This is a genomic window from Pseudomonas sp. 43NM1 (assembly GCF_002836905.1).
GTDB lineage: Bacteria > Pseudomonadota > Gammaproteobacteria > Pseudomonadales > Pseudomonadaceae > Aquipseudomonas > Aquipseudomonas prosekii.
In genome coordinates this window covers 40,454-58,883 of sequence record NZ_MKGS01000047.1, presented here as the reverse complement: position 1 = coordinate 58,883, position 18,430 = coordinate 40,454, and the positions used below count along the sequence as shown (strand labels likewise).

The window sequence follows — 18,430 nt, the reverse complement described above, 5'->3', positions numbered from 1 at the left end:
CCCGCGTATCATTCGGTCGCGGGGCTTTTTTTTGCCTGCTGGAAACGCAATACCTGTCTCCCTGTAAGAGACACCCTGTGGCGAGGGGGCTTGCCCCCGTCCGACTGCGCAGCAGTCGTCAATCAGTGCACGCGGTATGCCTGACAGAACTCGATTGCAGGTTTTGGGGCGCTTCGCCGCCCCAACGGGGGCGAGCCCCCTCGCCACCAAAGCGCGCATCAAGCGGGGTTAGCGGTGTTCATCGCGATTGCGGTTTTCCTGGACTGTCACCGTCGCTGTGGTCCCGGCTCGCAGGCGGTTTTTCGCGGCGTAATCCGCGTCAATCTGGATCCGCACCGGCACTCGTTGCGCCAGTTTGACCCAGGTGTAGCTCGGATTGATGTTGGCCAGCAAGCGCCCGCCGGGGGCGTTTTCGCGGTCGCTGATGGCGAACGCGATGCTTTGCACGGTGCCGCCGAAACGTTCGCCGCTCATCAACTCGATGTGTACCCGGTCGCCCTCCTCGATTCGCGGCAACTTGGTTTCTTCGAAGTAGCCGCTGACGTAGAAGCTGTCGCTGTCCACCAGCGCCAACAGCGCGCCGCCCGCCGTGGCGTAATCGCCTTCGCGGGTCAACAGATTGGTGACATAACCACTGACCGGCGCTTCGACACGGGTTCGCTGCAGGTCCAGTTCCGCTTGCGCTAAAGCGGCAATCGCCTCTTGTACGTTGGCCTGCGCCAGCCCGAGATTGGCCTGATTGCGCAACAACTCAGCCTGAGCCACCGCCACTTCAGTGCTGGATTTTTCCCACTCTTCACCCGAGATCGCGAAACCTTGCTTGAGCGTGCGCCGGCGTTTTTCTTCGCTTTGCCGCTGCTTGAGTGTCGCTTCGCTGGAGACGATAGAAGCCTGGGATTGCCCCAGCGTGGCTTTCGAGACTTCCACCACGCGTTTCGCCCGCTCCACCGCCAATCGGTAACTGGCCGGATCGATTTCCAGCAACAACTGGCCTTTCTGCACATGTTGGTTGTCGCGCACGGCAAGGTTGACGATGCGCCCGGCGACATCCGCCGACAACGTCACCACGTCCGCGCGCACCCGGGCATCGCGGGTCCACGGCGCGCGGGTGTAATGCTCCCAGGCGAACCAGCCAAGAATGAACGCCAGCAACACCAGCAAAAGCGTCGCGAGTCGGGGAAGGTATTTCTTCAAGGTTTCAAGCTCCCATAACCAGAATCAACGAGGCGCACACGCAGGCGTACAACGCGCCTTCGAACAGCGCTTCATGCCAGACAAAACGCAGCACGCCCAAGCGCCTGAGTATCCAGTCCAGCAGCAAAAAAATCGGCAAGGCCAACAGCAGGGCCTGGGCGATCGGCGGGATATAGACGCCGCCAATTTCCAGATCAATGGGCAAGAGCCGGTACTCCTTCAGGGTCGGCAGTTTCAAAGTAGTCGCGATAACGCTGCAGGAACGCCACCACGATCAAAAGCGATACACGCATACGGAACACTGACCACAAGTGTTCGTGCACATCCAGGTGCAGGTCATCCAGTTCATCGCCCAAGGTGCGCAAGCGCGAGAGCAATTGCTCGACGTCGATACCGGTTCGCCTGGCAATCAATCTTCCGGTTTCGCGCACCGCAGAGAGCAAGCGGTTTTGCTGGTCATTACTGAGCAAGCTGTTGTCCTGACCCTGTTGCCGAAGCTGATTCAGCGCTACGCCCAGCGCCATGCAACCGAGCCCGACCTCGAACAGTTCTCTGGATTGACGATCTTCAATCGCCGGCAGCAGCCCGAGCATCATAGTCAGACGATCGACCATGCGACTTTCGAAGGCGAATTGCTGTTCATCCGTGGGCGCCGTTTTCAGCAAGGCGTGCACTTGCTCGCAGTTCTCGTTGAACAAGCGGCGCATGCGCAACACCGGGCGGAACGGGAAGATCAACGCGTAGACGCTCAAGGCCAGCACGGTCGCGCTGATATAGGCGCCGGCAAACTCGAACCACTGAATCGCGGTGTTCTGGCCGATGCCGGTGTTCTGCGGCCCCAGCAACAGGAACGTCGACAATCCGAGGCCGATCCCTGTGCCGGTGGTGGCTGGGGTGGTCAGGCCTATCGCGACCGCATACAGCAACGGCACCAGCAGCAATGCCAACAGCTCGAAGTCACTGACCATCGGCACCAGCATGAACAAATAAAACGCCGAAGCGACCAGCGCCAGCGCCAGACCCCGCGCGTAACTTTGTGCGGCCAGCAATGGGCGCGGGAACGTCGCCATCAGCGAGCAAAGAATGCCCACCAGAATCATCCCGCCCCGCGCGCCGTCCCAGCCGGTTTCGATCCAGATCAGCCCGGCGACCACCAGCGCGGTGAAGGCGCGAACGGCGTTCATCGTTGCCAGTGTGAAGTCCAGGTGCAGCGGGTTTTCCTGGCCGCGAAACACGCAACTTGCTTCACGTCCGTCCTGAATCGCGTCACTCAGTTCGAGGATCTGTTCCAGTTGCTGCAGCAGCCGCGCCTGTTCCCAGCGCAACGCCCAAACCAGCGAGCGCAACGTCGCGGACATGGTTTCAGTGAGTTGCTCGGCTTTATAGGCTTGGTTATCGAAGCGCCGCTGCAACGCTACAAAGCGCTTACGGGATTCGGGCGATAACGAGCGGCCCTGAGTGGCCAACTCGTCCAGAAAGATCAATTCTTCGGCGCGCAGCAGTTCAATCTCTTCCGGCAAATCGCCCTGCCAGCGCTCGGCCAGCAGCTCGCGTTGATGGCGCAGCGCGGTCAACCGTGAAGTCAGCAACACCAATTGATTGCCGAGCAATTGCACCAGGCCGTTGGCGCTGCGCAAACGCGGCGCGTCGAAGTACAAATGTCGGCGCAGGCCTTCAAGCGCGCTGATCTCGCCGAGTAACTGCATCTGCCGACGATGGAAATCGGCTTCGCTTTCTTCGGTGCGAATCACTGCGGCGGCGTGGGTCGCGAGGAGCTTGATGACCTGATCGACCTTGGCGAAGTAATTGCGCGCCACGGTTTCCGGGCGTGCAGTCAGCAGGCTGACCACACACACGCACGCGACCGCCAACAGGGTTTCGGTGACGCGGGTGACGGCCAACAGAAAAGTGCCGTCCTGATCGGGCACCGCCAACAGCCCCACCACTACTGCGGTGTAGCCGCTTAGCACAAACGCCTGGGAACTGGTGTAGCGCAACAAGGTGCCGCCAGCGGTGCACAGCGCCAGCCACAACGCCAAGGTAATAATGAACGGCACCGGCGCCTGCGGAAAAATTGCCATGATGATCACCGCGACCACCGCGCCCATCGTGGTGCCGATGACCTGACCAAAACTGCGCGCCAACGCCATGCCGCCCAATGGCTGGCTGACGATTACCACCGCCATGATCGACCATTTCGGCTGGTCAAGATCGAAGAGGAACGCCAGGTACAAGGTCAACAGCGCAGCGATGATGGTTCTCAAGGCAAACAGCAATCCCCCTTGGCCAGGATTGAGCAGCATCTTGAAATATTGCAGAAAGGGTTGCATGGGCGCCGCTCTTTGAGTCATCTCCAGCAAGCGTAGTCACTGCTTCCGGACCTGGACAGGTTACAAATTCGACGGCGATTGTAGGCAAATTCGCTGATCAGTCATACCTTCTCGATAGATCCGCTCGATTGACCCGTCAGCCATAGCGATTGGACAGGAACTCGCCGCACTCCTAGGCTTGAACCGCTGCGCGAGCTTCACTTGGTATCCCCGCCCAATGATCGTACGTCCCAAGCCGAACCTGATCGGCATCCTGTTTTCCCTCAAGGGTTCAATCGCCAAGCGCATTGCCTTGCGCAGCCTGTTGGTGACATTGCTCGCCTCGGTGATCGTGCTGGTCGAAACCTGGCACCCGGCGTATTTCTCCAAGGTCAACGCCACGCCGTTCACCCTGTTGGGTTTGTCACTGTCGATCTTCACGAGTTTCCGCACGATTGATGCTCAGCACCCGAACATCCCCGACGCGCTGCTGCAACGGATCGGCGCGCGCTGCTCGGAACTCGCCGAGCTGTGCCGCATCAGCGACTGGCGCTACACCCAACTGGAATCGCGACTGGTCAGCTTGAGCCAGGTTCAATTCGTCCTTAACTGAGCCAGGGTTTGACTCGACGCCGCGCCTGACCGAAGCTGACGTCTTTTGCAAAAACTCGTCAGCCCCCGGATTCCTGCATGCCCAAGTCCCGCCGCTATCTGATCATCAGCCTCTGCGTGCTGTTTGCCATTTTGCTCATCTGGTTTTTCCAGCGCAGCACCGTGCCGACCTTGCCGGCCGCGATCAAACACGGTTACAGCGAAGCGCTGACCCAGGCGCGTACCGGCCAACCGGGCGCGGCGCGGGTGCTGTATCAGCAACTGAACCGGCCGGACCTGTCGGCCAAACGGCGGATCTGGCTGTTGGTCGAACTGCCGAACTACCCGAGCCCGCAAGCGCTGAAACTGGCGGACGCCGATCTGCAAAACGAGTCGGCGGACGTGCGCGTTGCCGCGATCAAAAGTGTCGTCGGGCTGGTGCCTAGTCGGCAACGCAGTTTGTTGCTGGGGCCGCTGCTCGATGACGATGATCAAACCGTGCGCCTGGCAGCCGTCAACGCGCTGCTGGGTTTGTCCCCGGATGACCTCGGTTTGTATTTCGGGCCGTTGCAGCAAGCAATCGATGCTTGGGAGCGCGAGCTCAAAAGCCAACCTGAAAGCGCCAATACCCACTACCAATTGGCCCGCTTGCACCTGCACAACGCCGAATTGAAAGAGGCGCAACAGGCGTTGGAGCGCACGTTGCAGCTCGATGGGGGCAATTTGCCGGCGCTGGTGATGCAAATCGAAGTGTTGGACAAGCAAGGCCAGAGCGATGCCGCCCGCCAATTACTCGCCAGGCAACTGCAAGCGCAGCCTGATTCCGCCTATCTGCAACACGCGCTCGGGCTCTGGTTGCTGCATCACGGGCAAAGCGAATTTGCCGTGCTCGGGCTCTCCAAAGCAGTCGAGCTGGAGCCGGACAACAAGGATTATCGCTATGACCTGGCGACTACGTTGCACGGCGAAGACGAGTTGGAAGCGGCGCAGAAACAGCTTCAGGAAATCGTCCAGCGTCACCCTGCCGACCGCAAGGCGCGGGTGTTGTTGATCAACTATTGGAAGGAAAGCGGCCAGTTGCAGAACGTGCAGATTCTGTTGGCGCAACTCGAGCAGCTCAACCCGGACGATCCGGCGCTGCAACAAGGCCTGTAAAAGTAAGAGAGCTAAAGATGTAAGAGATTGCCGTCAATGGCAATTCGATGGCTCGGATGAAAAAAGGTTGAACCGTCGTCCCGGCAAAAGGTCAAGTGATCAGGCAGTCAATTCAGGCACTTCAGGCCTGCTGCCTCGCTTCCCCTAGTCATGAGAGGGCATTTTTTGTCAACATCTAACGAGTTGTTCAGTGCAAAAGCCGCCACCGGCATTGAAGGTCTGGATGACATCCTGGCCGGTGGATTGTCACGCGGACACGTATTTTTGCTGGAGGGAGAGCCCGGAACCGGCAAAACCACCGTCGCATTGCATTTTCTCCTTGCCGGATCCCGCGCCGGCGAGCGCTCGTTGTATATCACCTTGTCTGAGACCGAACGCGAACTACGCCAAGGCGCGTTGTCGCACGGTTGGGAACTGGATGAGAACATCCACATATTCGAGTTGACCCCACCCGAAAGCCTACTCAACGCCGAGCACCAGCAAAGCCTGCTGTATTCCTCGGACCTTGAGCTGGGTGAAGCCACCAAGCAGATTTTCGAAGTGGTCGAACGGGTCAAACCCACCCGCGTGGTCCTCGACAGCCTTTCTGAAATTCGCTTGCTGGCGCAAAGCTCGTTGCGCTATCGCCGGCAGATCCTCGCCATCAAGCATTACTTTGTGCGCTACGACGCCACCGTCCTGCTGCTTGATGACTTGACCACCGAATCCCTCGACAAAACCGTGCACAGCGTTGCGCACGGCGTGGTGCGCCTGGAAGAGTTGACGCCAAACTACGGCGCTGAACGCCGGCGGATCCGCATCGTCAAATATCGCGGCCAGAAATACCGCGGCGGTTTCCACGACTTCACCATCATGGGCGACGGCGTCCACGTGTTCCCGCGCCTGGTGGCGGCCGAGCATCGTGGCAAATACATGCGCACCCAGATGTCCAGCGGCATCAGGGAAATGGACGCGTTGCTGGGCGGCGGTATCGAAACCGGCTCCAGCACGCTGATCCTCGGCCCTGCCGGTACCGGTAAATCGCTGATCTCGATGATCTTCGCCGCCGCTGCCGTGGCCCGTGGTGAAAAAGCCGCGTTGTTTATCTTCGATGAAGAATTGGGCTTGCTGTTCGAGCGCATGAACAACATGGGCATCGACCTGCTGGCGCTGCAAAACACTGGCAACTTGCTGATTGAACAAGTCGACGCTGCCGAATTATCGCCCGGCGAGTTTTCGCACCGGGTACGTCGCTGCGTCGATCAGCTCGACATCAAGACTGTGGTGATCGACAGCATCAACGGCTATCAAGCGGCGATGCCGGAAGAGAACGCGCTGGTCCTGCACATGCACGAACTGTTGCTGTACCTCAACCGCAAAGGCGCCGCGACATTCATGACCGTTGCGCAGCACGGTCTGGTCGGCGACATGCAGGCACCGGTCGACATCACGTACCTGGCCGACACGGTGATTCTGCTGCGTTATTTCGAGGCTTTGGGCAAAGTGCGCCGGGCGATTTCGATCATCAAGAAACGTACCGGCAGCCACGAATCAACCATCCGCGAATATCAGATCAGCGGCAAAGGCATGACCATCGGCGAACCGCTTGACGCCTTCCAGGGCGTATTGCGCGGCGTACCGACCTACATGGGCGCGAACAAACCGTTGCTTGCGGACGACAACCTGTGACGGTCATGGCCGCGACGTCCGAGCGCGCGATCATCCTCGCGCCGCTGGGGCGCGACAGCCAGATTGCGCTGATGATGCTCAACGAAGCTAGATTCTCGGGCGTTATCGCCCGCGATCTCGCGGACTTGTGCGCGGAACTGGAAGACGGCGCCGGGATGCTGCTGATTTCTTCCGAAGCATTGCTCGGCGCTGATCTCGAGCGCTTGTTGCAATTGATCGATCAACAACCGGCATGGTCCGACCTGCCGATTGTATTGCTCACCCACCACGGCGGGCCGGAGCAGAATCCGGCGTCGCGGCTTGGCCCGCAACTGGGCAACGTCACCTTCCTCGAACGCCCTTTTCACCCGGTGACCCTGATCAGTCTGGTAACCACCGCGTTGCGCGGGCGTCGACGACAATACGAAGCCAGGGACCGGTTGATCGACCTCAGTCAAAGCGAACAGCGACTGCAAATCACCCTCGAAACCCTCGAGCAGCAAGTCGAGGAACGCACCGCGCAGCTGCGGCATAACGAAGAAGCGTTGCGCCAATCGCAGAAAATGGAAGCGGTCGGTCAATTGACCGGCGGCATCGCCCACGACTTCAACAACATGCTCACCGGCATCATCGGCAGCCTTGAGTTGCTGCGCCGACGCTTGGCGCGTGGCCGTACTGAAGATCTGGATGGCTTGATCGATCTGGGCGTGACCTCGGCCAACCGTGCGGCGGGTTTGACTCACCGCTTGCTGGCCTTCTCGCGCCGCCAGTCGCTGGACTCCAAGCCGGTCGAAATGAACGCCCTGGTCACCTCCATGGGAGAGCTGCTGCAGCGCAGCATCAACGAAACCATTCAGCTCGACATGCAGCTGAACGAAAAGCTCTGGGTCGCCGAGGCGGATCCGAATCAATTGGAGAGCGCCCTGCTCAACCTGGTGTTGAATGCCCGCGATGCAATGCCCGACGGCGGCAAGTTGACGGTGAAAACCTTCAACCAGCATCTCGACGCGGCTTTCACCGAAACCCACGGCAATTTGCAACCGGGCGATTACGTGGTGTTGAGCGTCACCGACACCGGTTGCGGGATGCCGCAAAGCACCATCAGCCGCGCGTTCGATCCGTTTTTCACGACTAAACCGATTGGCCAGGGCACCGGGCTTGGGTTGTCGATGATTTACGGTTTCAGCAAGCAGTCGCGCGGCCATGTAACGATCGAAAGTGAAGTCGGCAAAGGCACCACGGTCAACCTGTACCTGCCGCGCAATATCAATGATCTGGTGCAGGACGCGCTGGTTAATATCGAGCAAGCGCCTTACGCGCTCGATGGCGAAACAGTGCTGATTGTCGAAGACGATCCGGCGGTTCGGGTGTTGGTCAGCGCCGTGCTCAGTGAGCTGGGCTACGCGTTTGTCGAGGCGGGTGATGCCGACAGTGCGGTGCCGATCCTTGATTCCGACCAGCGCATTGATCTGCTGATCAGCGACGTCGGACTACCGGGCATGAATGGCCGGCAACTGGCGGAGATCGGTCGGCAATATCGTCCCGACCTCAAAGTGTTGTTCATTACCGGATATGCCGAGCACGCGGCAGTGCGCGGTGGTTTCCTCGACCCGGGCATGCAGCTGATCACCAAGCCGTTCACCTTCGATCTGCTGACCGCCAAGGTGCGCGAGATGATCCGGATCTGAAGAATATGCCGGCGAAGGATGCCGGCAGTAACCACTCAAAGAAGCTTGCGCGGGCAAGCCTCGCACCTACAGAACGCAAAAAGCCGCCATAGGCACACAGCTTGCTGGCGAAGGCTGCTTTAAAAGCGACTTCGCCACCCAGTTGAGCCAACCTTCAGGACAACATGTCCTGCATCAATTCCTGCAACACATCCAGATCAAACGGCTTGCCCAGAATCGGCGCCTTGCGCGTGATCGGGCTGTCGGTTTCGCGGATTTCCTGCGGATAACCGCTGATGAAGATCACTTTGAGTTCCGGTCGAAGTTTCACCGCAGGCTCGGCGATTTGCACGCCAGAGATTCCACCGGGCAGGCGGAAGTCGGTAATCATCATGTCCAGGTGGGGTTTGCTGGCAAGGATCTCGAAGGCCTGCTCACCGTTTTCGGCTTGCAACACCCGGTAACCCTCACCCGACAGATAGGCAGACAACACCATCAAAATCGAGGGATCGTCCTCGACAATGAGTACTACATCTTGCGCATCTTCACTCATGGGAAGCCTTTGTTCGGTCAATAGCTGCTGATACGACCGTGGGGCCGTTCAGAGGTTGCGTTTATCTGGCTGTTTTCCTACAGCGGCAGACAAACGCGAAATAAGGCGCCTTCGTTGATCTTGCTCTCGACGACGATGGATCCGCCATGGGCGGCTACGATTTGTTCTGAAATAAACAATCCGAGCCCCAATCCAGCTACCACCGTCTTGGCTGAAACCCGCTCGAACTGCAGGAAAATACGCTTCTGGTTTTCTTCGCTGATGCCGATGCCACGGTCCTGAACCTCGACCCGCGCCTCGCTGCCGTGGCAATACACGCGCACGTCGATCTGGCCCTTGCCGCCGTAGCGCAGGGCGTTGGTCAGCAGATTGGAGATCACTTGCTCGATGCGGAACTCATCCCAATGGCCTTCCACCGCGCCCTCGGCGGTGAACACCACGGACGATTCGGCGGCATCGACTTGCGGCGCGAAGTTTTGCAGCAAGTTATCGACGAGCTTCACCAGATCAAAACGACTCGGTCGGATCGACAGCTTGCCGGTGCGAATCCGCGACACGTCGAGCATGTCCTCGATCAGACGGATCAGGCTTTTGATCTGGCGCTCGTCGCGGTCGACCATTGCGTGCATCTTGTCGAGGGTAAACGCTGCGGCGTTATCCCGGGCCAGGTGCATCTTGCGCAACTGGGTTTCAAGGATCAGGCCATTGAGCGGCGTGCGCACTTCGTGAGCGACGATCGACATGAAGTCATCACGCATACGCACCGCTTGCTCCAGTTCGTTCTGGGTGTTCTGCAACTGCTTGAGCAACGCTTCCTGCTCGCGGCGGCTCTGCTCCAGGGCTTCGACCTGTTGCTTCATCGCTTTGCTCTGGCGATACAAATCGACGAACACGTTGACCTTGCTTTTGACCGCGTGGATATCCAGCGGCTTGTGCAGGAAGTCGACGGCGCCGCTTTCGTAGCCCTTGAACGCGTAATTGAGCTCGCGACCGGCGGCGCTGACGAAAACAATCGGGATGTTCTTGGTTTTCTCCGTGCCGCGCATCAGCTCGGCCAGCTCGAAGCCATTCATGCCCGGCATCTGCACGTCGAGAATGGCCATGGCGAACTCGTGTTGCAGCAACAGCGACAAGGCTTCGTCCGCCGACAGCGCCTTGTAGACCGTGCGGTCTTCGCGCTTGATCAGCGCTTCAAGGGCCAACAGGTTCTCCGGCAAATCGTCGACGATCAGCAGCTTGGCTTGAATATTACTTAACATGCGATTTGTTCCAGCTCGACAATCAAACGGCCGATGCCGTGTATGGGAAGTATGTAGTCCGGCTGGTGCAAGGCCAGCGCCGCCCGCGGCATCGTCGCCACCTGGGCCTCTTCGGGATCTTGCACCACCGTCAGGCCGCCACGCACCTTGACCTGCGCCAAGCCGCTCGCACCGTCGCGATTGGCGCCGGTCAGCAGCACCGCGGCCAGTGCCGGGCCGTAAACATCAGCGGCCGACTCGAACAGGTAATCGATCGAGGGCCGCGAATGGTGCACGCGATCTTCCAGGCTCAACGAAAAACTGCGGTCATGCTCCACCGACAAGTGATAACCGGGGCCGGCGAAATACAGCGTGCCCGCCTCGACCGGAGTCTTGTCGTACGCTTCGAGTACCGGCAGCGAAACCCGTCGGGAAAACACCTCGGCCAAATGGCTGCGGCGCTCTTCGGGCAAGTGCAGCACCACGATGATCGGCAGCACAAAGCCTGGGCGCAGTGGGCCCAGGATGTTCAACAACGCCTCGACGCCGCCGGCCGAAGCACCAATCACGATAGCCTCTACGGTCGGCAAACCGGGTGCGTGGTTCATGATTTGCGGTAGATCCGTTCTTGTTTGACCAATGGCTCGAACTGCTTGCCGAACGCCGAGAAGTCCGGCGTTTCCTTACTGCCCAACACCAGGAAACCGCGGTGGCACAACGACTCGTGAAACAGTCCGAACGCCCGATCCTGAAGTTTTTTGTTGAAGTAAATCAACACGTTACGACACGAAATTAATTGAGTTTCGGAGAATACACTGTCCGTCGCCAGGCTGTGATCGGCAAACGTCACGTTCTCGCACAGGCTCTTGTCAAAAATCGCGTAACCGTACGCCGCCGTATAGTAGTCGGCAAATGAACGCTGGCCACCGGCCTGCTGATAATTGGCCGTGTAGGCACGGACATTCTCCATCGAGAAAATCCCTTGCTTGGCTTTGTCCAGCGAACGCGGATTGATGTCGGTGGCATAAATGATGGTGCGGTCGAGCAGCCCTTCCTCGCGCAGCAGGATGGCCATCGAATAGACCTCTTCGCCCGTGCTGCAGCCGGCAATCCAGATCTTGATCGATGGATAGGTCTTGAGCAGCGGCACCACTTCCTTGCGGATCGCGAGAAAATGCGACGGGTCGCGAAACATCTCGCTGACCGGGATCGTCAGCAATTGCAGCAACTGCATGAACGCGGTCGGATCGTGCAGGACCCTGTCCTGCAACGCCGAGATGGTCGCGCACTCGAACTGACCCAACGCATGACTGACCCGGCGCTTGATCGAAGCACCGGAATAGTCGCGAAAGTCATAGCTGTACTTGAGGTAAATCGCCTCGATCAACAGCCGCAGTTCGATTTCGTTATTCTTTTCCACTAGTTGTTCTTTTCCACTAAAGGTTTTCCACTAAAAGCTTTCCACTAGATGCGTTCCATTTTCGGCAACCACACGCGGATCAGCGAGAACAGGCGATCGAGGTCGATCGGCTTGGCCAGGTAGTCGTTGGAACCCGCCGCGAGGCAACGTTCCTGATCGTCCTTCATGGCTTTTGCCGTGACGGCGATGATCGGCAGTTTGCGCCAGCGCGGATCCTGGCGGATCAAGGCTGTGGCCTCGTAACCGTCCATCTCCGGCATCATCACGTCCATCAGCACCAAGTCGATGTCCTCGACTTCATTCAATCGCTCGATCGCTTCACGACCGTTACGGCCAATCACCACCACAGCGCCCTTATGCTCCAGCGCACTGGTCAGGGCGAAGATGTTGCGCACATCGTCGTCCACCAGCAGCACCTTGCGGCCCTCGAAGACCTTGTCGCGACTGCGCGCAGTCTTGAGCATCTTCTGGCGCTCATGGGACAACTGCGATTCGACTTTGTGCAGAAAGAGTGTGACCTCGTCGAGCAAGCGTTCCGGCGAGCGCGCGCCCTTGATGATGATCGAGCGCGAGTACTTGCGCAGCTCGGCTTCTTCGTCGCGGGTGAGGTTGCGCCCGGTGTAGACAATCACCGGCGGGAACGAGCAAATATCCTCGGTGGCCATGCGCTTGAGCAGGTCATTGCCGAGCATGTCCGGCAGTTTCAGGTCGATGACCATGCAATCGAAGATCGTCTCGCGCAGCAGATCGAGCGCTTCCTGAGCGAAACCGACTGCGGTGATTTCGATGTCTTCATCGCCAATCAACCGCGCAATGCTGTCGCGCTGCAGGTCATCGTCCTCGACCAGCAACACGCGTTTGACCTTTTGCGTCAGTTTGGCTTCCAGGCGTGCGAACACGTCTTTGAGCTCTTCGCGGGTGGTCGGTTTGACCGCGTACCCGATGGCGCCCATGTGCATCGCCGCTTCGACGCGGTCTTCGACCGAAATCACGTGAACCGGAATGTGTCGGGTTTCGGCGCGTTCTTTCAGGCGCTGCAACACGGTCAAACCGGAATGGTCCGGCAGGCGCATGTCGAGCAGGATCGCGTCGGGGATGAACTCTTTCGCCAGGTCGTAACCTTCATCGGCGCCGTGCGCGACCAGGCACTGATAACCCAGTTCGTGCGCCAGATCGTAGAGGATGCGCGCAAAGTTCGGCTCATCTTCCACCACCAGAATGCAGCGCGTGGTGAACGGTGCCTTGGTGCGGTCATCGTCGAAACGCGGGATGTCGACTTCGGCAATCACCGGCACCTGTGCAGCAGGGGCAGCCGGTTTTGGCACGTAAGCCACCGGCGTTGCGCGCATCGGCTCGATCGGTTCTTCGCCTGGTTCGATGTATTGCAGCGGCAACACCAGGGTGAACGAACTGCCCTGCCCCGGCTCGCTGGTGACGCTGATCGAGCCGCCGAGCAACACTGCCAGATCACGCGAGATCGACAGGCCCAGCCCGGTGCCGCCGTAGCGGCGGTTGGTGGTGCCGTCGGCCTGGCGGAAGGCTTCGAAGATGCTTTCCTGCTGGTCCGCCGCAATGCCGATCCCGGAATCGCGGACGATAAAGGCAATGCCGTCGCCCGGCTGACTGGCGACGGTCAGGCTGACGCTGCCCTTTTCGGTGAACTTGACGGCGTTCGACAACAGGTTCTTGACCACCTGTTCCAGACGTTGGCGGTCGGTGAAAATCATCATCGGCGCGCCTGGCTGCAACTCGATGTTGAACTGCAGATTCTTGTCTTTGGCCATCGGCTCGAACATCCCGCGCAGGCCTTCGACCAAGCGCGAAACGCTGGTGTTTTCCGGGCGCATGTCGAGCTTGCCGGCCTCGACTTTGGAAATGTCGAGAATGTCGTTGATCAGGTTGAGCAGATCGTTGCCGGCGGAATAGATCGACTCGGCAAACTTGACCTGTTCGGCGCTGAGGTTTTCCTGCGGGTTTTCCGCCAGCAGCTTGGCGAGAATCAGCGAACTGTTCAGCGGTGTGCGCAGTTCATGGGACATGTTGGCGAGGAATTCGGATTTGTACTTGCTGGAGCGCTGCAACTCTTCGGCGCGTTCTTCCAGTTGCGTCTGGGCCTGATTGAGCTCGGTGTTCTTCTGGTCCATCGCATCGCGCTGGTCGGACAGAATCTGCGCCTGCTCGGCGAGCTGTTCGTTGGTCTGCTCCAGTTCGACCTGCTGGGTTTCGAGGTGCGCCTGGGATTCCTTGAGAATCCGCGACTGCTCTTCCAGCTCTTCGTTGGCGGTTTTCAGCTCTTCCTGCTGCACTTGCAGTTCTTCGTTGAGCTGCTGGGTTTCAGCCAGCACTTCCTGCAAGCGCTGACGATAACGCGCGGCCTCAATTGAGGTGCCGATGTTGCTGGCGATCAGCTCGAGCAATTCGACGTCGCGCTCTTCCAGTGGACGCAGGAAACCCAGCTCGATCACGCCGTTGACCCGATCGTCGTCGCTGGTCGGCACCACCATCACGCTGTGCGGCAGGCCTTCGCCGAGGCCGGAGCTAACGCGGAAATAACCTTGCGGCACGTCATCCAGACGAATCAACCGCGCTTGCCGCACGGCCTGACCGACAATGCCTTCGCCGTCGTAGATCGCTTGATCCTGCTCTTCCTGCTCACGCGAAAAACCGTAAGAAGCCACACGTTTCAGGCCGCCATGGTCTTCGCGTATATAAATAGCGGCGACGGCGGTGCCCATGTATTGCGCGCAGAACTTGAGGATATTGCGCCCCAACATTTGCAAGGACAGCTGCCCCAGCACTTGTTCGGCCAGTTCGGTCTGACCACTGCGCAACCAGCCTTGCTGCTCGAGACGCGCGGCGCTGGCCTGTTGCGCGGCCATGTTGGCGGCATAGTTTTGCGACAGATTGAGCAGATCGCGACGGCCGATATACGCCAGCAGACCGCTGATGCCGGCAACGAACAGCAGATAAAGGGTGATGCTCCAGATCGTCGTGCGGCGCACTTCTTCGTTGCGCGTGGTGCGCAACTGTTGCTCCATGTCGATCACGTCTTCGAATTGCTTGCGAATCTCATCGGTCAGGCGCTTGCCGCGACCGGCCTTCACCGCGCCGCGATAGTCGCCGCTGCTGCGCTGCAAATCGATCATCGATTGCGCATAAGTCGCCCATTCGGTTTGCAATGCCTGCAAGCGGTGCAAACGATCGGTCTGAATCGGGTTGTCGCCGGTCAGTTCGAGCAAGGTATTGAGCGCGACCGCAATGCGCGGCTTGGCCGTTTCATAAGGGTCGAGGAAGTGCTCGTCGCCGCTGAGCAGGAAGCCGCGCATGCCGGTTTCCAAGTCGACGGTGAGCTTCACCGCTTCATTAGCGTTATTGATCACCCGGTCGGTGTGCTCGACCCATTGGATGACGGACAACAGGTAAGTGATCAACGCCACAAAGAAAACCGCGCTGATAGCGCCCACGCCCAGCGGCAAACTGACGTTGCGGCTCAGCAGTTTACGGAATCGTTGCTCATCAACCGAGGACGCAGGGGTCATGGGAAATGCCTTGTCGAACTGTCGAAAACCAGGGAGTTTGCCCCAAAACCGCTACACGAATCTAATTTTCTGACAGCTTTTGTCGCAAATTCCGGCAATTAGCTGCGCTTGATCAATGGCGCGCGTTATCCTTGCGCGTTCCTGCACATCGCCTATTTTTTGTATTGGGTCGGGAACTTGTCGGGGTCCGGCAATTACTCAAGCAAGAGACCGGCGAATTCGATCGACCGCCGACCCGTAAATTCATCTTTGAGAGCTCCTATTATGTCCGCCGAAGCGTCCATCATCCTTGTCGTCGAAGACGATGCCATCGTGCGCATGCTGATCGTCGATGTCCTCGAGGAACTTGAGTACCGGGTGCTGGAGGCGGACGGCAGCGAAGAGGCCCTGACGTTCCTTAATGATGAAGACCAATACATCGACCTGATGATGACCGACGTCGGCCTGCCGGGCATGGACGGCCGCGAACTGGCCAAGCAAGCACGGATACTGCGCCCGGAACTGCCGATCCTGTTTGCCAGCGGTTACGCCGAAAGCATCGACGTGCCGTCCGGCATGCAAGTAATTGGCAAGCCGTTCTCGATCGACCAACTGCGCGACAAGGTTCGCGGCATGCTCGCCTGATTCCCTCAACGCTGCGGTAAACCTCTGTAAAACCTGAATTCCTGCTGTGGTTTAATTGCGCCCTGCCCGATTAGCCGCCTCAAGGAATACCGATGCTCCCGCCGTCCGCCACCAAAGTCCTGGTCATTGGTTATGTCTGGCCCGAACCCCGTTCTTCGGCGGCCAGCGGGCATGTCATGCAGATTCTCGATACATTTGTGCAACAGGGTTGGGACATCACGTTCAGCAGCCCGGCGGGCGTTGGCGAGCACAAGGCTGACCTCGCGGCGCTGGGTATTCGTGAATGCGCAATCGAGCTGAACAACAGCAGTTTCGACACGTTCATCCGCGAACTCGCCCCGGATATTGTCCTGTTCGACCAATTCATGATGGAAGAGCAGTTCGGCTGGCGTGTCGAGAAACACTGCCCCGACGCGCTGCGCGTGCTCGAAACCTCCGACCTGCAAAGTCTGCGACATGCCCGGCATCAGCGCCTCAAAGACCGTTTGAAGGCCAGCGCCGACGAAAACGATTTCGGCGATCTGTTTGCGCCGGCGTTGCGCGAAGAATTCGAATTGATGGCGGGCACCGACCTGGCCAAACGCGAGATTGCCGCGCTGTACCGCTGCGACCTGAGCCTGATGATTTCCCCGGTGGAAATCGAGTTGCTGGTCGAGCAGTTCAAAATGCCACGGGAGCTGCTGCACTGGTGCCCGTTGATGCCAGCGATGCCAACAACCGCGCACACGGCGTTCGAGGCACGTGCGCACTTTCTGAGCATTGGCAACTTCCGCCATGCGCCGAACTGGGACGCGGTGCTCTGGATGAAAACCGCCGTGTGGCCGCTGATTCGCCAGCAATTACCCGGCGCGCAATTGCATTTATATGGCGCCTACACCCCGCCGAAAGCCACCGCGCTGCACAACCCGGCGCAAGGTTTTCATGTGATGAACTGGGCGGAAGATGCCTTGCAAGTAATGTCGGCGGCGCGCGTTTGCCTGGCGCCGTTGCGCTTCGGCGCCGGGATCAAGGGCAAAATCGTCGATGCGATGCTCTGCGGCACGCCGACCGTGACCACGCCGATTGGCGCTGAAGGCATGAGCGATGGTCTGCTGCCATGGCCCGGTGTGGTTGGAGAATCCGCTGAAGCCATCGCCGCTGCAGCCGTCGCGTTGTATCAGGACCAGGCTTTGTGGACCGAGGCGCAACAACAAGGGGATCAGTTGCTCGCCGCGCAATACCGGCAATCGGTGCACGGCCCGGCGCTGATCGAACGGCTGCAGGCCTGCCGTCGCGACTTGGCCACGCGGCGTCGCGACAACTTCACCGGCGCCATGCTTCGGCACCACGCGCATAAAAGCACGCAGTACATGTCGCAATGGATCGAGGCGAAAAATCGACACAGCGAGTCAGACGTTTCCGAATCTCGCCGCTGATAAATAACCTGAGCAATATGGCACAAGGCTATGTTTATTAAGATGTTTCTTTGAGTGGAAAGATTGCGGATCAGCTTCTAGGCTCTGTCGCATGAAGTGATTTTTTCCACACTATCTCGCCTCCACGGATCGGAGCCGAGTCTTGGGCAGGAGCCTTGAGACATGCCATTTACCCCTACCGCCAATGTCGACACGCAATGCTGGATGAACAAAGTCCTCGACATTGACCGCTTGAAATTGACCGACCTGATCTGGCCCGGCGTGCACAACGCCGGCATGGACAAAAAAGCCCCGAATTACGAAGTGATCGTTGGAAACTGGACCACCTGCCAGAACGATTCATTTGCCTGGCAACTGGCCAAAGGTGCCCGAGCTTTCGATTTGCGCCTGGGCTACACGCCCGGCTCGCCCGCCGGCACATTTTACTTTCACCACAACGGTCACCAATCGCATCGCGTGCTGGATGAACTGCTGGATGCGGTCAACAACTTTCTGGAGCGTAATCCGGATGAATTCATCGTTCTGGATTTCCACCAGCTACGCGACGGCGACCAGCCCTTCGATTTCAAGCAGTTCAACGACCTGGTGAAACTGCGCTTGGGCGCACGCACCATTGCGCCTGACGATGACGAGAAAACCATTGGCGAGCTCAAGGCTGCGAGCAGCAAGAAACGCGTGGTGCTTGCCTCTCGCTACTCGGTGGATCTGGATCTGGATTACTTCTGGAGCAGCGTTCCCCACCGCTGGAGCGGGTCCCGGCTGACCAATGTGGCCGAGCTGCGCCAGCATATCGTCACCACTCTCGACACTCCGCGATTTGGCTCATACCTGTGGTCATTAACCGCCACCAGCTACTCATTTCTCGGCGGCCCGGTAGATATCAAGGAGCACATCAATGACTGGTTCCATTCGTCGCGGGACTGGGTCACCCAATGCAGCATCATCAGCACCGACTTTTTTGACGAATCGGAAATCGTCGGGTACTGCTGGGTCGCCAACAGCATGAAGGCTGTCAGCCTGCAGGCTTGAGCGGTGGGCGCTGGCGCAATCGGGTCGGAAAGAGGCATCATCGGGGCGC

14 protein-coding genes and 1 pseudogene are annotated in these 18,430 nt (G+C 58.9%); 7 read left to right on the top strand and 8 right to left on the bottom strand.

Going from position 1 to position 18,430, the window contains the following annotated elements; translation table 11 throughout:
* Window positions 1-228 precede the first annotated feature (228 nt).
* From BI292_RS06595 to BI292_RS06585, 3 genes are read right to left on the bottom strand one after another with little or no spacing between them, the layout of a single operon-like run.
* Window positions 229-1,194: an HlyD family secretion protein gene (locus tag BI292_RS06595; protein WP_101207379.1), complete on the bottom strand. Its 966-nt coding sequence runs from the start codon at window positions 1,192-1,194 to the stop codon at window positions 229-231.
* 4 nt (window positions 1,195-1,198) lie between these two features.
* Window positions 1,199-1,399: a DUF1656 domain-containing protein gene (locus tag BI292_RS06590; RefSeq protein ID WP_092281020.1), complete on the bottom strand. Its 201-nt coding sequence runs from the start codon at window positions 1,397-1,399 to the stop codon at window positions 1,199-1,201.
* Window positions 1,389-3,524, bottom strand: coding sequence for an FUSC family protein (locus tag BI292_RS06585; RefSeq protein WP_101207378.1), 2,136 nt, complete (start codon window positions 3,522-3,524; stop codon window positions 1,389-1,391). The genes BI292_RS06590 and BI292_RS06585 overlap by 11 nt, the downstream gene beginning before the upstream one ends.
* A 217-nt stretch (window positions 3,525-3,741) precedes the next feature.
* On the opposite strand from BI292_RS06585, the pseudogene BI292_RS06580 reads away from it, so the two are divergent.
* The 4 genes and pseudogenes from BI292_RS06580 to BI292_RS06565 all read left to right on the top strand — a co-directional run.
* Window positions 3,742-4,101 (top strand): annotated as a pseudogene (locus tag BI292_RS06580) (bestrophin family ion channel); the annotation flags it as partial.
* 92 nt (window positions 4,102-4,193) lie between these two features.
* Window positions 4,194-5,249: a lipopolysaccharide assembly protein LapB gene (locus BI292_RS06575; RefSeq protein WP_101207377.1), complete on the top strand. Its 1,056-nt coding sequence runs from the start codon at window positions 4,194-4,196 to the stop codon at window positions 5,247-5,249.
* A gap of 165 nt (window positions 5,250-5,414) precedes the next feature.
* The gene (locus tag BI292_RS06570; RefSeq protein WP_101207376.1) at window positions 5,415-6,917 is read left to right on the top strand and encodes an ATPase domain-containing protein; all 1,503 of its coding nucleotides are present in this window, start codon (window positions 5,415-5,417) and stop codon (window positions 6,915-6,917) included.
* A 5-nt stretch (window positions 6,918-6,922) separates the two neighbouring features.
* Entirely contained in the window at window positions 6,923-8,584 is a 1,662-nt protein-coding gene (locus BI292_RS06565) for an ATP-binding protein (protein WP_371918706.1), read from the top strand.
* A gap of 154 nt (window positions 8,585-8,738) precedes the next feature.
* Here BI292_RS06565 and BI292_RS06560 read toward each other — a convergent pair whose 3' ends face one another.
* From BI292_RS06560 to BI292_RS06540, 5 genes are all read right to left on the bottom strand, one after another.
* Complete coding sequence (locus BI292_RS06560; protein WP_010460444.1) at window positions 8,739-9,116, bottom strand: response regulator; 378 nt, start codon at window positions 9,114-9,116, stop codon at window positions 8,739-8,741.
* Between the two features lie 77 nt (window positions 9,117-9,193).
* A complete protein-coding gene (locus BI292_RS06555) occupies window positions 9,194-10,375 on the bottom strand; it encodes a hybrid sensor histidine kinase/response regulator (protein WP_092281010.1) in 1,182 nt (393 codons plus the stop codon).
* On the bottom strand, window positions 10,369-10,962 hold the full coding sequence (locus BI292_RS06550) for a chemotaxis protein CheB (protein WP_101207374.1): 594 nt from the start codon (window positions 10,960-10,962) through the stop codon (window positions 10,369-10,371). Before BI292_RS06550 ends, BI292_RS06555 begins: the two co-directional genes overlap by 7 nt.
* Window positions 10,959-11,774: a protein-glutamate O-methyltransferase CheR gene (locus BI292_RS06545; RefSeq protein WP_092281006.1), complete on the bottom strand. Its 816-nt coding sequence runs from the start codon at window positions 11,772-11,774 to the stop codon at window positions 10,959-10,961. Before BI292_RS06545 ends, BI292_RS06550 begins: the two co-directional genes overlap by 4 nt.
* Window positions 11,775-11,818: 44 nt before the next feature.
* On the bottom strand, window positions 11,819-15,313 hold the full coding sequence (locus tag BI292_RS06540) for a response regulator (protein ID WP_101207373.1): 3,495 nt from the start codon (window positions 15,311-15,313) through the stop codon (window positions 11,819-11,821).
* 264 nt (window positions 15,314-15,577) lie between these two features.
* On the opposite strand from BI292_RS06540, the gene BI292_RS06535 reads away from it, so the two are divergent.
* The 3 genes from BI292_RS06535 to BI292_RS06525 all read left to right on the top strand — a co-directional run bounded on the left by BI292_RS06535 (window position 15,578) and on the right by BI292_RS06525 (window position 18,381).
* Window positions 15,578-15,937 carry a response regulator gene (locus tag BI292_RS06535; RefSeq protein WP_101207372.1) on the top strand — a complete coding sequence of 120 codons (360 nt, stop codon included), beginning with the start codon at window positions 15,578-15,580 and terminating at the stop codon, window positions 15,935-15,937.
* Window positions 15,938-16,029: 92 nt separating this feature from the next.
* Window positions 16,030-17,352 (top strand): glycosyltransferase, encoded by a 1,323-nt coding sequence (locus tag BI292_RS06530; RefSeq protein WP_101207371.1) that lies wholly within the window; start codon window positions 16,030-16,032, stop codon window positions 17,350-17,352.
* Between the two features lie 162 nt (window positions 17,353-17,514).
* Window positions 17,515-18,381, top strand: a complete 867-nt coding sequence (locus BI292_RS06525) for a phospholipase (protein WP_101207370.1) — start codon at window positions 17,515-17,517, stop codon at window positions 18,379-18,381.
* Window positions 18,382-18,430: the final 49 nt, after the last annotated feature.

Bases quoted from the DNA above. Each gene is read 5' to 3' on its own strand.
- BI292_RS06585 (WP_101207378.1), bottom strand. From the start codon at position 3,524: ATGCAACCCTTTCTGCAATATTTCAAGATGCTGCTCAATCCTGGCCAA.
- BI292_RS06575 (WP_101207377.1), top strand. From the start codon at position 4,194: ATGCCCAAGTCCCGCCGCTATCTGATCATCAGCCTCTGCGTGCTGTTT.
- BI292_RS06565 (WP_371918706.1), top strand. From the start codon at position 6,923: ATGGCCGCGACGTCCGAGCGCGCGATCATCCTCGCGCCGCTGGGGCGC.
- BI292_RS06560 (WP_010460444.1), bottom strand. From the start codon at position 9,116: ATGAGTGAAGATGCGCAAGATGTAGTACTCATTGTCGAGGACGATCCC.
- BI292_RS06555 (WP_092281010.1), bottom strand. From the start codon at position 10,375: ATGTTAAGTAATATTCAAGCCAAGCTGCTGATCGTCGACGATTTGCCG.
- BI292_RS06550 (WP_101207374.1), bottom strand. From the start codon at position 10,962: ATGAACCACGCACCCGGTTTGCCGACCGTAGAGGCTATCGTGATTGGT.
- BI292_RS06540 (WP_101207373.1), bottom strand. From the start codon at position 15,313: ATGACCCCTGCGTCCTCGGTTGATGAGCAACGATTCCGTAAACTGCTG.
- BI292_RS06535 (WP_101207372.1), top strand. From the start codon at position 15,578: ATGTCCGCCGAAGCGTCCATCATCCTTGTCGTCGAAGACGATGCCATC.
- BI292_RS06530 (WP_101207371.1), top strand. From the start codon at position 16,030: ATGCTCCCGCCGTCCGCCACCAAAGTCCTGGTCATTGGTTATGTCTGG.
- BI292_RS06525 (WP_101207370.1), top strand. From the start codon at position 17,515: ATGCCATTTACCCCTACCGCCAATGTCGACACGCAATGCTGGATGAAC.